Source organism: Micromonospora sp. NPDC050980 (assembly GCF_040653835.1).
In the GTDB taxonomy this organism is placed as follows: Bacteria; Actinomycetota; Actinomycetes; order Mycobacteriales; family Micromonosporaceae; genus Micromonospora.
In genome coordinates this window covers 270,162-285,803 of the sequence record NZ_JBFAGS010000005.1, presented here as the reverse complement: position 1 = coordinate 285,803, position 15,642 = coordinate 270,162, and the positions used below count along the sequence as shown (strand labels likewise).

The following is a 15,642-nucleotide window of genomic DNA, read 5'->3' as shown; positions in this document are numbered from 1 at the left end:
AGGTCTATTTACCTATGCGCATTTCCTCGGTGAGGCTGGGGCCCGGCACTTTCTCGGAGCGACGCCATGGGCAACTGGGTTGTCTCTTCGGCCGGGCCCCGGCGCGTTCGTCCGGAGCCCCCCCCGGACCGGCTGCGCGGCGAACCGGCCGCCGTGCTGCGGGCGGACCGGCCGTCCCTGCTCGCCCTGGTCGACGGCGCGGGCTGCCACGAGTACTTCCACCCGGACACCGGGGCCGGCCTCGGCTCACCGGCGTTCAGCTGGACCGCCGCGCTGGTGCTGGACGCGCTCGCCGAGGCGTGAGCGGCCCGGCCGGCTCGGCGGGTGGATCGGTGGCCAGCAGCTCGGCCGGCACCGGCTCCACCTCGACGCGGCAGTCGTGGAACGTCGGCGCCCCGCCCAGGTCGGCGTCGCGCACCGCGGTCACCGCGTTGACGGTGGACCGGCCGGGGCTCAGCCGGGCCCAGTACGCCTTGTAGGTGAACGCCAGCCCCGGCCGGGTCGCCTCGTCCACCATGACCGCGGCGAGGAACGCGCCCCGGTCGTTGCGCACCCGCACCGCGTCGCCGTCGGCCAGCCCGCGCGCCGCCGCGTCGACCGGGTGCAGGTGCACCCGGGGCGGCCCGGCCCGGCGCGCGTGCCAGGGCAGCGAGGCGAACGTCGAGTTCATCAGGTAACGGCCGGCCGGGGCGAGCAGCAGCAGCGGGAACCGGCGGGCCAGGTCGCCGTCGGCAGCCTCGGCCGGCGGCGTGTAGCCGGGCAGCGGGTCCACGCCGAGGCGGGCCAGCGACGGGTCGTGCAGCCGCGCGCGCCCGTCCGGGGTGGGGAAGCCGCCGTCGGCGAACGGCGCCGAGCCGACCGGCACGCCGGTGAGCCGGGCGAACGTGCGTTCGCGCAGCTCCTCGAACGTGACCGGCGTGCCGGCCAGCAGTTGCCGGGCCAGGTCCTCGTCGCTGTCCCGCAACGCCGGGTGGTCGACGCCGAGTGCGGCGGCGATCCGGCGGAAGATCTCGGTGTTCGGCAGCGCCTCCCCGGGCGCGCGGGTGACCGGCAGGTTCAGCGTCGTGTAGTGGTGCCCGTAGGAGGTCTGGAGATCGAGGTGCTCGGGTTGCATGGTGGCCGGCAGCACCACGTCGGCGTGATCGCAGGTGTCGGTCCAGCGCTGCTCCAGCACCACGGTGAACAGGTCGGCGCGGCGCAGGCCGGCGAGCAGTCGGGTCTGGTCCGGCGCGGTCGCGGCCGGGTTGGCGTTGAACACCACGAGCGAGGTCACCGGCGGGTCGGCCTCCCCGGTGAGGACGGCGGCGAGCCGGCTCATGTTCAACGACCGGGCCGGCGGCGCCGGCATGCCGTCCGGCCGGATCACCGGCCCGTTGTCGATCGGGTGGTGCCCGCTGGTGGTCACCAGCGCCCCGCCGCCGGGATACCGGAAGTCGCCGGTGACCAGCGGCAGCGCGCAGATCGCCCGGATCGCCTGCCCGGCGCCGGCGTGCCGTTGCAGGCCGAGGCCGACCCGGATCGCGGTGGGCCGGGTGGTGGCGATCCGGTCGCCGAGCCGGCGCACCACCTCGACCGGCAGGCCGCACTCGGTGGCGGCCCGCCGCACCGGCCACTCGTCGAGGCGGGCGGACAGCTCGGCCCAGCCGACGGTGTGCGCGGCCAACCACCGCTCGTCGGCCGCACCGGCGTCGCGGACGTGGCGCATCAGCCCGAGCGCGAGCGCCGCGTCGGTGCCGGGCAGCGGCGCGACGTGCTCGTCGCTGCGGGCCGCGGTGTCGGTGCGCAGCGGGTCGATCGTCACCACGTACGCGCCGCGCTCGCGGGCCTGCTGCACGAACGGCCACTGGTGCAGGTTGGTGGCCAGCGGGTTCGCGCCCCAGAGCACGATCAGCCGGGCCTCGACGATCGTCTCCGGCTCGAAGCCCACCGACCGGCCGTAGACGGACCGGGTCGCCGCGTTCGCCGCCGCCGTGCAGATGGTGGTGTCCAGCCGGGACGCGCCCAGGTGGGCGAAGAGCCGCGGCCCCATGGTCCAGCCCTGGACCAGACCCATGGTGCCGGCGAAGTAGTAGGGCAGCACCGCCTCCGGCCCGTCCCGGTCGATGCTCGCCCGCAGCCCGGCGGCCACCCGGTCGAGGGCCTCGGCCCAGGTCGCCGGCCGGTAGGCCACCCGCCCGGCGCCCTTCGGGCCGGTGCGGATCCAGGGCGTGGTGAGCCGGTCCGGGCCGTTGACCGCGTCGAGGTAACGGTTCACCTTCCCGCACAGCGCGCCCCGGGTGAACGGGTGGTCGCGGTCGCCGCGCAGCGCGACGGCCCGGCCGTCGGCGACGGTGAGCTGCCAGACACAGGTGTCGGGGCAGTCCAGCGGGCAGGCGCCGGGGTGGGTGACGGGGGCCATGCCGCGGATGCTACCCACCCCCGCCGAGGCGGAGCGGATCTTGGAGATCGTTTGGGTGCGGGCGGGCCGGGTACTCGCCGGGGCCGGGTGGCGGCACGCCGGTCGCGGGATCGGCGGCGAGGGGAGGGACGGCATGCGGTTTCCCCTGTTCGTCGACGCGGTGGCGCGCCGGGCCGAGCTGCCCGCGGACGACGCCGCGACGATCTCCCGGGCGGTGCTGCAGACCCTCGCCGAGCGGGTCACCGCCGACGAGTCGGCGGATCTGGCCGCCCAGTTGCCGGACGACGTGGGCGGCTACCTGTCGGCCTCCGGGCGGCCCGCCGCGACCGGCGCCGCTGTCGACTTCCTCTACCGGGTGGCCGAGCGGGCGGCGGTGGACCCGGCGGTCGCCGAGGTGGGCGCGCGGGCGGTGCTCGCCACCTTGCGCGAAACGGTCACGGTGGGCGAGTTCGAGGACCTCGTGGCACAGCTCCCGCGGGGCTTCGACGCGATGGTGGACCCCATCCCGCGCCCGCCGTACGATGTCTGAGCAGGCTCCCCGCGACCCGGGTCGAGCTGCCGCGCAGTGGCCGTCGAGACGAAGATTTGACGGCCCGGAAGTGCTTTCACCGTAAAATAACTCGCTGGTAGCCATCTACGCCGACAATCGTCTACGCGCTAGGGGGATGATCGGACGAAATCCTCCGCCCGAGGTACCAGGGGTCCTCCCACCTTCGGCTCAACCCGCATCGATGCCCTTCCGATCGACGGATCGAGCCATATTCTGCTTCCAATGTGAAGTCCTGGGGGGGATCAATGGTCACATTCGTCGATCGCTGCGTGCCTGTCGTCAGTGGAGCGCGACCCGCTTCCTGACATGGCAGAGACGATGATCATCAATCGTTTCGGCGCGGTCGCAGCGGTCCACGGTGGCCGTCCGGCACTTCTCGGTGAGACCCACGAGGTCGGTTACGCCGAGTTGGCCGGCGCGGCCGGCGGACACGCGGCAGTGCTCGTCGCCGCCGGCTTCCGGCCCGGCGACCGCATCGCGCTGCTCACCACGCACGGCGCGCCGACCGTCGCCGCGCTGCTCGGCACGCTGGCCGCCGGGTGCGCGTACGTCCCGCTGGACCCGAACTTCCCGGTCGCCCGGCTCCGGCACATGGTCGCCGCCGCCGGGATCACCGCCGTGGCATACGCCGCCGAGCACCATGAGCTGGCCCGGGCGCTTGCCGACGGACGGGCGCTGGTGCCGCTGCACGAGGTGGCCCCGGCCCCGCTGCGACCGGTCCCGGTGGACCCGGACGCGCCGGCGTACGTGCTGTTCACCTCCGGCTCCACCGGCGTGCCCAAGGCGGTCGGGCAGACCCACCGCAACCTGGCCCACGTCGTCGACAACCAGATCGACGCGCTCGCCGTCGGCCCGGCCGACCGGCTCAGCCTGCTCGCCTCGTTCAGCTTCGACGCCGCCATCAGTGACCTCTACCCGGCGCTGCTCACCGGCGCCGCGGTCGTCCCGGTCGACCTGCGCCGGCAGGGCCTGGCGTATGCGGTCGAGCAGCTCGACCGGCACCGGGTGACCGTGCTGCACGCCACGCCCACCGTCTACCGGTATCTGCTCGACACCCTCGGCGAGCGCCGGCTCGCCTCGGTGCGCGCGGTGCTGCTCGGCGGGGAGCAGGCCACCTGGGCCGACGCCGCGCGCGGCCGGAACCGGTTCGCGCCCGACTGCGTGCTGGTCAACGGCTACGGGTCGACCGAGATGACGTTCGCGGCCCGGTACGTGCAGCCGCTGTCCGAGGTGGACCCGGCCGCCGTCGGGCCGATGCCGGTGGGCACCGCGTTCCCCGGCTACCGGCTCGACCTCGACCCGGGCACCGGCGAGATCGTGGTCCGCAGCCGGCACCTCGCGCCCGGCTACCTCAACCAGGACAGCGACCGCTTCGCCACCGACGACACCGGCGTGCGGTCCTACCGCACCGGCGACCTCGGCCGGCGCCTGCCCGGCGGTGACCTGGTCTGCCTGGGCCGGCTCGACCGGCAGGTCAAGGTGCGCGGGCACCGGGTGGAGCTGACCGAGATCGAGGCCGTGCTCGCCGACCGGCCCGAGGTGGCCGGTGTCCGCGCCATCGCCCGCGACGGCGAACTGCTGGCGTACGTCCGGCCGGCCGCCGCCCGTCCCGACCCGGCCACGTTGCGGGCGGCCCTGGCCGCCGCCCTGCCCGACTACGCCGTGCCCCGCGCCGTGGTCGTCGTCGACGAGTTCCCGCTCACCGTCAGCGGCAAGGTCGACGAGCGGGCGCTGCCCGACCCGGACACCGAGGTGCCCGCCGAGGCGGCGCCGGCCACCGCGACCGAACGCGCCGTGCACGACATCTGGTGCGAGGTGCTCGGCCGGCCGGCGGTCGGCCGCACCGACAACTTCTTCGACGTCGGCGGGCAGTCGCTGCTGCTGGGCCGGCTGCAGCAGCTCCTCGCCGAGCGGTTCGGCGTCCGGTTGTCGATGCTGCGCCTGTTCGACAACCCCAGCGTCGCCGCCCAGGCGGCGCTGCTCGACGCCCCGCCCGAGGCGGTCCGGGCCCCGCTGCTGCCGGCGCCCGCCGCCCCGGTCAGCGCCGCCCGCGAATACACCGGTGACGAGATCGCGGTGGTCGGCATCGCCGGCCGCTTCCCCGGCGCGCCCGACGTGGCGACGTTCTGGTGGAACCTGTGCACCGGGGTGGACTCTGTGCACGACCACACCGACGAGGAGTTGGCCGCGCTCGGCGTCGGGCCGCGGCTGCGCGCCGACCCCCGGCACGTGCGCGCCGCCGGCCGGCTCGACGGGGTGACCGACTTCGACGCCGAGTTCTTCTCCTTCGGCCCCGACGAGGCCGCCCGCACCGACCCCCAGCACCGGCTCTTCCTGGAGACCGCGTGGGAGGCGCTGGAGGACGCCGGGCACGACCCGCGCCGCTTCCCGGGACCGGTCGGCGTCTACTCCGCCACCTCCGCCAACCGCTACTTCCTGTTCCACCTGATGGACAACCCGGCAGTGGTCGGCGACGTCGACCCGGACGACTGGGAGGCGCGGCTCGTCGGCCGGCAGTTCACCGACCACCTGCCCGGCCAGGTGGCCTACCGGCTCGGCCTGACCGGGCCCGCGCTGGCCGTGCAGAGCGCCTGTTCCAGCTCGCTGGTCGCGGTCTGCCTGGCCGCGCAGAGCCTCGCCGACTACCAGTGCGACCTCGCCCTGGCCGGCGGCGCCACCGTCACCTGGCCCCGGCACCGGGCCACCCCCGGCGGGCTCGCCTCCGCGGACGGGCGGTGCCGCGCCTTCGACGAGGCCGCCGCCGGCTCCGGCTTCGGCTCCGGCGCGGGCGTGGTGGCGCTGCGCCGGCTGGCCGACGCGCAGGCCGACGGCGATCGGATCCACGCGATCCTGCCCGGTTGGGCGGTCACCAACGACGGGCCGGACCGGGCCGGATTCGCCGTGCCCGGCCCGGCCGGGCAGGCCGCCGCCGTGGCCACGGCGCTCGCCACCGCCGAGGTGGCCCCCGGCGAGATCCGCCTGGTCGAGGGGCACGGCAGCGGCACCCCGCTCGGCGACGCCATCGAGGTGGCCGCGCTGCACGAGGTGTACGCCGACGCCGCGCCCGCCGGCACCTGCGCGCTCGGTTCGGTGAAGACGAACATCGGTCACCTCGACGCCGCCGCCGGGATCGCCGGGCTGATCAAGGCGGTGCTCGCCGTCCGCCACGGCGTGATCCCGCCGAACCTGCACTTCACCCGCCCACACCCGGAGATCGACCTGGCCGCCGGCCCGTTCTACGTGCCGACCAAGGCCCGCGACTGGCCGGACGGCGGGCGCCGGGTGGCCGGGGTGAGCGCGTTCGGCCTCGGCGGCACCAACGCCCACGTGGTGGTGGAGCAGCCGCCGCCGGTCGAGCCGGTCGAACCCGGGAACGGGCCGTGGCTGCTGCCGGTCTCCGCGCGTACCCCGGTGGCGTTGCGGGCCGCGGTGGCCCGGCTGCGGGCCCACCTGGCCGCGGTCGCGCCGACGCTGCCCGAGGTGGCCGCCACGCTGGCGCTCGGGCGGCGGCCGTTCGCCCACCGGGCGGCCGTGGTCGCCGCCGACCTGCCCGCCGCGCTGTCCGCGCTGGACGTGCTGCTCGACACCGACGCCCGGACCGCCGGGGACGCCGGACCGTTGCGCGAGCTGGCCGCGGAGTGGGTCGCCGGGCGGGACGTGGACTGGGACGCCCTGCACCCCGAGGGCACCGTGCGGCGCACCGGACTGCCCACCTACCCGTTCCAGCGCCGCCGGCACTGGATAGACCCTGTGCAGAGAGGCCCGCGGTGAACTGGTTCGTCTCCACCGGAAGCCGACCCGAGGCGCCGGTGCGGTTGTTCTGCCTGCCCTACGCCGGCGCGGGCGCCAGCGCGTTCCGGCGCTGGCCGGCCGCGTTCGACACCGGCGTCGAGGTGCTGCCGGTGCAGCTGCCCGGCCGGGAGAACCGGATCACCGAGGACCCGCGCTTCTCCGTCGCCGAGGTGGCCGACGCCATCGCCTCCCGGGCCGACCGCCCGTACGCGATCTACGGCCACTCGATGGGCGGCCGCCTCGGCTTCGAGGTGGTGCGGGAACTGCGCCGCACCGGCCGGCCGCTGCCGCTGCGGCTCTACGTCGGTGGCGCCCGCGCCCCGCACGTGGCAGCGCCGGGGCTGTTCGACGGGTTGTCCCGGGCCGACGACGCGGAGCTGCTGCGCCGTCTCGGTGACGGTGGTGGTCTCCCGGCCGAGCTGCTCGACCATCCGGAGCTGGTGGAGCTGCTGCTGCCGTTGCTGCGGGCCGACTTCGGCCGGGTGGACGACTACCGCTACGTCCCCGGCGAGCCGCTGCCGGTGCCGATCGTCGCGTTCGCCGGCCACGACGACCGAGCGGTCACCCGCGAGCAGAACGCGGCCTGGGCCGAGCACACCGCCGCCGGGTTCACCCTGCACGAGCTGCCCGGCGGGCACTTCTTCCTGCACGACCGGCTCGCCGAGCTGGCCGCGCTGATCCGGGCCGACCTGACCGCCGCGACCACCGGGCCCGGGGCCACGACCACCCGCGCCGCGACACCGGGCGCGGGTCCGGCCCCGGTGCGCGCCGTCGGTCGCGGGACCGCCGGCGGCGCGCACCGGGTGCCACTCGGGGACACCGGCTGGTCGGTGTGGCGCGACGCGATGCTGCGGACCACCGGTTTCCCCGCCGACGGTCTGGAGCTGCTGAGCGCGCCGCGCGCCGCGGCGGCGGCCGACGAGTTGCTCGCCACCGGCACCGGCGAGGACCGCTTCGACAAGGAGTTCGAGGAGGCGGTGCGCGCCGGCGCCGGGCGGCTCAGCGCGCTGGCCGCCGACCCGCTGCTGCGCGAGGCCGTCACCTGGCAGAACCGGGGCGCCCTGGTCGCGCTGGACGGCCTGGCGCGCGGCGGCGCCGACGCGCCCCGCAACGTGCGCCGGCGGGACCGGGAGCGGGCGCTGCTCAAATACTGGCAGCGCTACTGCGGCAAGAACGAGACGGTCGGCTTCTTCGGGCCGAGCTGCTGGGTCACCGTCGACCCCGACGAGCCGGCGGTCGCCCGGGTCGACCCCGGTGACCGGCTGACCCGGCGGCGCTGGGTGTGGTTCGAGTCCTGGGCGCTGACCGCGTACGCCGAGCGGATCGGCGCGGACCTGGCGGTCCGCCGCTGGTGGCCGCCGGCGCTGCGACCGCACCTGGCGATCCGGGACCGGATGGTGCTGCGGCCCGGCCGGACACCGCTGACGCTGACCCCGGTCGAGGCCGCGCTGGTGCGCGCCGCCGACGGACGCCGCACCGCCGCCGACCTGGTCGCCGACCCGGCGGTCGGGCTGCGCCGGCCGGAGGACGGCTACGCGATGCTGGACCGGCTGGTGGAACGGGAGCTGGTCACCTGGGACGCGGCGCTGCCGGTCAGCCCGGACGCCGAGCGGGTGCTCGCCGAGCGGATCGCCGCGGTCGGCGACGAGCCGGCCCGCGCCGCCGCCCGCGCCGGCTTCGACCGGCTGTGCGCCGCCCGCGACGCGGTGGCCGGCGCGGCCGGCGATCCGACGGCGCTGCGGGCCGCGCTGGACGCCCTCGATGCCACGTTCACCGAGCTGACCGGCGTGCCCGCGGCGCGCCGCGCGGGCCAGATGTACGCCGGCCGCACCATCTGCTATGAGGACACCGCCCGCGACCTCGACGTGGTCTTCGGCGCCCCGCTGCTGGCCGAGCTGGCCGCCCCGCTCGACGTGCTGCTGCGCGCCGCCCGCTGGCTGGCCAACGCGCTCGCCGACGCCTACCTGGAGGTGCTGCGCGGCCTGTACGACGAGCTGCGCGCCGAGTCCGGCGCCCCGGTGGCGCTGGCCGACCTGTGGTTCCTGGCCCAGGGCCTGTTCTGGGGCGACGGCGAGCGGCCGGTCGACGCGGTCGCGGCCGACTTCGCGGCCCGCTGGGCCGGGCTGTTCGGCCTGGCCACGCTGCCCGCCGGCGCCACCGGGGTCGAGCTGCGCGCGGCCGACCTGGCCGAGAAGATCGACACGGTCTTCCCCGACCGCCGACCCGGCTGGTCCAACGCCGCCATGCACAGCCCGGACCTCCAGCTCTGCGCCACCGACGAGGCGGCGTTGCGGCGCGGCGACTACACAGTGGTGCTCGGCGAGCTGCACGCCGCCTGGTCGTCGTTCGACTGCGCGGTCTTCACCCCGTCGCACCCGCAGGTGGCGCGGTTGCGCGACGCCCTCGCCGCCGACCTGGGCGAGCGGCGGGTCCGACTGCTCTTCCCGACCGACTGGCCGCGCCGGACCAGCCGCACCGCCGAGTCGCTGACCGGGCCGACCGACCGGCAGTTGGCGTTCCTCGACGCGCCGGGCGCCGACCCGACCCGGGTGCTGCCCACGGTGGACCTCGCCGTCGACGACGTCGACGGCGAACTGGTCGCCACCGCCTCCGACGGGCAGCGCTGGCCACTGGTCGAGATCTTCGCCGAGGCGCTCAGCGCGCACGCCGTGGACGGGTTCAAACTGGTCGCCGCCGCGCCGTACACGCCCCGGATCACGGTGGACCGGCTGGTGGTGGCCCGGCGGACGTGGCGGACCACGGTGGGGGAGAGCGGCCTGGCCACCCCCACCGCCGAGCGGGACCGGTTCCTCGCCGTCCGGGCCTGGCGTCGCCGGCTCGGGCTGCCGGAGCAGGTCTACGTCAAGCTGGGCACCGAGACCAAGCCCTGCTTCGTGGACCTGGCCGCGCCCGGATTCGCCGCCATGTTCTGCGCGATGGTGCGGGCCGCGCGCGTCGACGGCGGCGACGACGTCTCGCTCACCGTCGGCGAGATGCTGCCCGCCCCGGAGCAGGCGTGGGTGCCCGACCGTGCGGGCCGCCGCTACTTCAGCGAGCTGCGCCTGCACATCACCGACACCCGGCGGGAGGCGACGCGGTGAGCCACCTGCTGCCGCTCGGCGACACCGGCTGGTCGGTGTGGCGGGACGTGGTCCTGCGCACCGCCGGCTTCCCGGCCGCCGGACTGGACCGGTTCGCCGCGCCCGGCTGCGCGGCCGCCGCCGACGCCCTGCTCGCCGACGCCGGCACCACGGAGGTGTTCGACAAGACGCTGCGCGAGGCGTTCGCCGACTCCTCCGCGGTGGCCGGCGAACTGGCCGCCGACCCGCTGCTGCGCGAGGCGGTCACCTGGCAGAACCCGGACATGCTCATCGCGCTGGACGGCCTGCTGCGCACCGACCCGCAGGTGCGCAACGTGCGCCGGCGCAAGCGGGAGCTGAGCCTGCTGCGCTACTGGCAGCGCTACTGCGGCAAGGCCGAGACGATCGGCTTCTTCGGCCCGGTCTGCTGGGGCACGTTCGACCCGGCGGTGCGCGGCGTCCGCACCGTGCCCGGCGCGACGCTGGTGCACCGCCGCCGGGTGTTCTTCGAGGCGTGGGCGCTTATCGCGTACGCCGACCGGCTCGCCGACGACCTGGCGGTGCGCCGCTGGTGGGCGCCGGCGCTGCAACCACACCTGACCGTGGTCGGCCGGGAGCTGCGCTGGCCGCTGCACCCGCCGGTCGCGCTGACCCCGGTCGAGGCCCGGCTGCTGGCCGCCTGCGACGGGCGCACCCCGGCGCTGGAGCTGGCCGACCGGCTGTGCGCCGAGGGCGCGGTGCACGGCCCCGACGACGTCTACCTGCTGCTCGACCGGTGGGTCGAACGTGGCCGGCTGAGCTGGGGCGCGAACCTGCCGATCGCCCCGGACGCCGAGCGGGTCCTCGACGCGCGGATCGCCGCCATCGGCGACGAGCCGGTCCGCGCCGCGACGGCCGCGGAGTTCGACCGGCTCCGGGCCGCCCGCGACGAGGTGGCGGCCGCGGCCGGCGACCCGGACCGGCTCGCCGCCGCGCTCGCCGCGCTCAACGCCGGGTTCACCGCGGTCACCGGCCGCCCGGCCACCCGCAACAGCGGGCAGATGTACGCCGCACGCACCGTCTGCTATGAGGAAACCGCCCGCGACCTGGAGTTCCGGATCGGCACGGCGGTCACCGACGCGCTCGCCGAACCCCTCGCGGTGGTGCTGCGCACGGCCCGCTGGTTCAGCGTGCAGGTCGCCGAGCGCTGCGGCGAACTCTTCACCGAGCTGCACGACGAACTGGCCGCCGGCGGCGAGCCGGTGCGGCTGGCCGACCTGTGGCTGCTGGCCCAGGGCACGCTGATCGCCCCGGACGGCCCGATCGGCCGGGCCGGCGCGGCGCTCACCGAGCGCTGGGCCGAGCTGTTCGGCCTGCGCGACCTGCCCGCCGAGCAGGCGGAGGTGCGGCTGCGCGCGGCGGACCTCGCCGGGCGGGTGCGGGAACTGTTCCCGGCCGAGACGCCCGGCTGGCCGTCGGCCCGACTGCACAACCCGGACGTCCAGCTCAGCGCCGCGTCCCCGGAGGCGGTCGAGCGGGGCGAGTTCCTGCTCGTGCTCGGCGAGCTGCACCCCGCCTCGGTGGCGTTCGACAGCGCGGTGCTCAGCCCGTTCCACCCCGACCCGGACGCGCTGCGCGCCGACCTCGACGCCGACCTCGGCCCGACCCGGCTGCGGGTGCTCTGGCCGGACAGCTTCCCGCGGCGGACCACCCGCACCACGTACGCGCTGACCGGTCCGGCGGACCGTCAGCTCGGCATCGACACCGCGCACGGCGCCGACGCCGGCCGGCTGGTCCCGGCCGTCGCGGTGCTCGTGGAACGGGCCGGCGACCGGCTCACCGCGGTCTTCCCCGACGGCGCCCGCTGGCCGCTGATGGAGGTCTTCGCCACCCTGCTCGGCTCGCTGCTGCTGGACGCGTTCAAGCTGCTCGACGCCGCGCCGCACACGCCCCGGATCACCATCGACCGGCTGGTCGTGGCCCGGCGCACCTGGCGCACCACGGCCGGCGCGTGCGGGTTGGGCGGCCACGCCGACGAGCACGCCCGCTACCTGGCGGTCCGCCGCTGGCGGGCGGCCACCGGCCTGCCCGAGCGGGTCTTCGTCAAGGTGGGCACCGAGATCAAACCCTGCTACGTGGACCTGACCGGTCCGCTGTACGCGCAGTCGCTGTGCGCCATGGTCGACGCCGCCCTGCGCACCGGGCCGGACGTGCCGGTGGTGGTTTCCGAACTGCTGCCCGCACCCACCGAGACCTGGGTGCCCGACGCCCGGGGCCGCGGCTACGTCAGCGAGCTGCGCCTCCAGATCACCGACCCGGCCGAGCATCCTGGAGCATCGGAGTGACCGACACCCTGACCGTCAGCGCCGTGCACGGACCGGACCTGCCCTGGCCGGACGCGACCCTCGCCGACCTGATCACCGCGCAGGCCGCCCGCACCCCGGACGCGGTGGCGGTGCGCCAGTGGGACACCCGGCTCACCTACCGGCAGCTCGTCGAGCGGGCCGCCGGGGTGGCCGCCGCGCTGCGCGGGCACGGCATCGGCCCGGGCGACCGGGTCGGCGTGTGCGGGGCGCGCACCCCGGACCTGGTGGTGACCGTGGTCGGTGTGCTGCTGGCCGGCGCCGCGTACGTGCCGCTGGAGCCGGGCGGCCCGCGCGAGCGACTGCGCGAGATCGCCCGGGACGCGGACGTGCGGGTGGTGGTCGGCGACGCGGCGGCGGCCGAGTTCGGCGACGAGCCGGCCGTGGCGGTGCTCGGCCTGCCCGGGCCGGCCCCGCTCGCGCCCTGCCCGGCCCGCCCCGGCGACCCGGCGTACGTGTTGTTCACCTCCGGCTCCACCGGCCGCCCCAAGGGCGTGCTCACCACCCACCGCAACGCGGTCGAGTTCGTCACCGGGGTGAGCGCGCTGACCGGCGCCGACGCGTCGGTACGCAGTCTCGGCATCGCCTCGCTCGGCTTCGACGCGGCCACCATGGACCTGTTCGTGCCGCTGACCCTCGGTGGTGCGGTGCAACTGCTCGGCGCCGACGACCGGGCCGACCCGGCGCGGCTGGCCCGGTTCGTGGCCGCGCACGAGGTGAGCTGGGGCTTCGTCACCCCGACCGTGCTCTCCCTGCTCGATCCGGCCGAGCTGCCGACGTGGCGGGTGCTGCTCTGCGGCGGCGAGGCGGTCCCGGCCGAACTGGTCGCCCGCTGGGCGCCCGGGCGGCGGTTCCTCAACGGCTACGGGCCGACCGAGACGACCGTGCTGGCGGTCAGCGGCGACCTCACCCCGGCCGACGCCGACCCGGTGCCGATCGGCCGGCCGCTGCCCAACCACCGCGCGTACGTGGTCGACGCGGACCTGCGGCCGGTGCCGCCGGGGGAGACCGGTGAGCTGCTGATCGGCGGGCCGGGCCTGGCCGACGGCTACCTCAACCGACCCGCGCTGACCGCCGAGCGGTTCGTGCCCGACGCGTTCGGCGCCGTCGCCGGCCAACGGCTCTACCGCACCGGTGACCTGGTCCGTCAGGCGCCCGACGGCCGGATCGTCTACCTGGGCCGGGCCGATCGGCAGGTCAAGGTGCGCGGCCAGCGGATCGAGCTGGGCGAGGTCGAGGCCGTGCTGGCCGCCCACCCGGACGTCGAGCGGGCCGCCGTGGAGGCCGTGCCCGGCCCGGGCGGAACCGAACTGGTCGCGTTCCTCAGTCCGGCCGGCGCGCCGGCCGACGACGTGCTGCGGGCGTACGCGCGGCGGCGGCTGACCGCCGCGATGCTGCCGGCGCGGACGGTGCGGCTGGCCGCGCTGCCGGTCAGCCCCACCACCGGCAAGCTGGACCGGCCGGCGCTGCGTGCGCTGGCCACGGCCGCCGCGCCGGCGCCCGACACGCCCGGCGACGGTGACCCGGTCGAGGTCGCGGTCCGCCGACTGTGGACCCGGCTGCTGGGCGCCGCGCCCGCCCCGGACAGCGACTTCCTCGCCGCCGGTGGCAACAGCATCACCGCGATGCGGCTGGTCGCCGCGCTCCGCGCCGAGACGGGCCGGCAGGTGGACACCCGGGTGCTGTTCACCGACCGCACGTTCGCCGCGTTGGTGCGGCGGGTCCGCGCCGCCGACCCGGCCGGCGGCGACGGGCTGCGTACCGGCAACCCGCCCACGCTCTCCCCGCCGCAGCGGCGGCTGTGGTTCATGGACCAGCTCGCCCCGTCCAGCGCGCCCTACAACATCGCGGTCGCGCACCGGCTGCGCGGGCCGCTCGACGTCGCCGCGCTCGGCGCCGCGCTGCGCCTGGTGGCCGAACGGCACGACGTGCTGCGCTGGCGCATCGCGCAGCAGGGCGGGGTGCCGTACGCGGTCCGCGAGGAGCCGACCGACGTGGCCGTGCCGGTGGTCGACCTCTCCACCGCCGCCGACCCGGACGGCGAGCTGGCCGGCATGCTCGCCGCCGGTGCCGGGCACGCGTTCGACCTGGCCACCGGCCCGCCCTGGCAGGTCGCCGTCTACCGGCTCGCGGCCGAGGAGCACGTGCTCGCGGTGACCGTGCACCACGCGGTCTTCGACGGCTGGTCCGAGGCGCTGCTCTACGACGAGCTGGCCGCCGCGTACGCGCGCGTGCTCGGCCGGCCGGCGCCGGGCCGCCCGCCGCTGCCCGCCACGTACGCCGACTACGCGGTGTGGCGACAGGAGCGGGACCGCCGCCGCGGCGAGACCGACCTGGCCTGGTGGACCGGGCACCTGGCCGGCGCGCCGACCGTGCTGGACCTGCCCCGCGACCGGCCCCGCCCGGCCGTGCAGACGTACGCCGGCGCGGAGGCCGCGGTCACGCTGGCCGAGCCGGCCGACCGGGCGGTCCGCGACCTGGCGGCGCGGCGCGGCACCACTGTGGCGGCCGTGCTGCTGGCCGGCTTCGGCGAGCTGCTGCGCCGGTTGACCGGCGGCGACGACCACGTGCTCGGCGCGATCGTCGCCGACCGTCGGCTGGCCGCGTTCGACGAGGTGATCGGCTTCTTCATCGACACGGTGCCGGTGCGGGTGCGCGCCGGCGGCAGCTTCGCCGAGCAGGTCGACCGGTGCGCGGTCGAGCTGCACGAGGTGACCGCGCACCCGGGGGCACCGCTGGAACGCATCGTCGAGGCGCTCGGCGTCGGCCGGGACACCTCCCGCGCCCCGCTGGTGCAGGTGCTGTTCAACGTGCTCAACTTCGTCCCGCCCCGGTTGGCCCTGACCGGCCTGGCCGCCGAGCCGGTGCCGGTGCCGAAACCCGGGTCGCCGTTCGACCTCACCGTCTACGTGGTGGAGCGCGACGGCCGGGCCGGCGTCGAGGTGGTGCACAACCCGGACCTGTTCGACGGCGACCGGATCGCCGCGCTCCTGGCCGACCTGGCCGCCCTGGTCGGCGCGCTCGCCGCCGACCCGGACGCGCCGACCGGGGAGGTGGCCGTCGAGCTGCCCCGCCCGGCGGTGCGGGTGGCCGCGCTGGGCGCGATGACGGTGGCCGCCGCCGAGCCGGCCCGGGTGCCGCTGCCCGCCGGCCCGGACGCGCGCACCGCCACCGAGGAGCTGATCGCCGGCATCTGGCGCGACGTGCTCGGCCGGGACACCGTCGGCGTCACCGACAACTTCTTCGACATCGGCGGCCACTCGATGGCGCTGGCCGCGGTGCACGCCCGGCTCGCCGAGGCCACCGGCCGCTCGATCACCATGCTCGACCTGTTCCGCCACCCGACCGTGCGCGCGCTCGCCGCCAGCCTCGACGGCGCCGCCGACCGGCCGGAGCTGGCCCGCGCCGCGATGCGCGCCGCCGCCCGGCGGGGCCGCGCCCGCCGTACCCCGCCACCCCGCCGACCGCACCAGCCGTGAT

7 protein-coding genes are annotated in these 15,642 nt (G+C 76.6%); 6 read left to right on the top strand and 1 reads right to left on the bottom strand.

Going from position 1 to position 15,642, the window contains the following annotated elements:
• Window positions 1-66: 66 nt before the first annotated feature.
• Window positions 67-303, top strand: coding sequence for a hypothetical protein (locus tag AB0H28_RS11450; protein ID WP_358037248.1), 237 nt, complete (start codon window positions 67-69; stop codon window positions 301-303).
• Here AB0H28_RS11450 and AB0H28_RS11445 read toward each other — a convergent pair.
• The gene (locus AB0H28_RS11445) at window positions 257-2,398 is read right to left on the bottom strand and encodes a molybdopterin-dependent oxidoreductase (protein ID WP_358037245.1); all 2,142 of its coding nucleotides are present in this window, start codon (window positions 2,396-2,398) and stop codon (window positions 257-259) included. The genes AB0H28_RS11450 and AB0H28_RS11445 overlap by 47 nt on opposite strands.
• Before the next feature lie 133 nt (window positions 2,399-2,531).
• Here AB0H28_RS11445 and AB0H28_RS11440 point away from each other — a divergent pair, with 133 nt between their 5' ends.
• The 5 genes from AB0H28_RS11440 (at window position 2,532) to AB0H28_RS11420 (ending at window position 15,641) form a co-directional block, all read left to right on the top strand.
• Window positions 2,532-2,927 (top strand): DUF2267 domain-containing protein, encoded by a 396-nt coding sequence (locus tag AB0H28_RS11440; protein ID WP_358037242.1) that lies wholly within the window; start codon window positions 2,532-2,534, stop codon window positions 2,925-2,927.
• Window positions 2,928-3,254: 327 nt separating this feature from the next.
• Complete coding sequence (locus tag AB0H28_RS11435; protein ID WP_358037240.1) at window positions 3,255-6,719, top strand: AMP-binding protein; 3,465 nt, start codon at window positions 3,255-3,257, stop codon at window positions 6,717-6,719.
• The gene (locus tag AB0H28_RS11430) at window positions 6,716-9,841 is read left to right on the top strand and encodes a thioesterase domain-containing protein (protein WP_358037237.1); all 3,126 of its coding nucleotides are present in this window, start codon (window positions 6,716-6,718) and stop codon (window positions 9,839-9,841) included. Before AB0H28_RS11435 ends, AB0H28_RS11430 begins: the two co-directional genes overlap by 4 nt.
• Window positions 9,838-12,144: a lantibiotic dehydratase gene (locus AB0H28_RS11425; RefSeq protein ID WP_358037234.1), complete on the top strand. Its 2,307-nt coding sequence runs from the start codon at window positions 9,838-9,840 to the stop codon at window positions 12,142-12,144. The genes AB0H28_RS11430 and AB0H28_RS11425 overlap by 4 nt, the downstream gene beginning before the upstream one ends.
• Window positions 12,141-15,641, top strand: coding sequence for an amino acid adenylation domain-containing protein (locus AB0H28_RS11420; protein WP_358037232.1), 3,501 nt, complete (start codon window positions 12,141-12,143; stop codon window positions 15,639-15,641). Before AB0H28_RS11425 ends, AB0H28_RS11420 begins: the two co-directional genes overlap by 4 nt.
• Window position 15,642: the final 1 nt, after the last annotated feature.

What these genes read in the sequence shown, in the direction of transcription:
- AB0H28_RS11450 (WP_358037248.1), top strand. Translation starts at nt 67, where the DNA reads ATGGGCAACTGGGTTGTCTCTTCGGCCGGGCCCCGGCGCGTTCGTCCG.
- AB0H28_RS11445 (WP_358037245.1), bottom strand. Translation starts at nt 2,398, where the DNA reads ATGGCCCCCGTCACCCACCCCGGCGCCTGCCCGCTGGACTGCCCCGAC.
- AB0H28_RS11440 (WP_358037242.1), top strand. Translation starts at nt 2,532, where the DNA reads ATGCGGTTTCCCCTGTTCGTCGACGCGGTGGCGCGCCGGGCCGAGCTG.
- AB0H28_RS11435 (WP_358037240.1), top strand. Translation starts at nt 3,255, where the DNA reads ATGGCAGAGACGATGATCATCAATCGTTTCGGCGCGGTCGCAGCGGTC.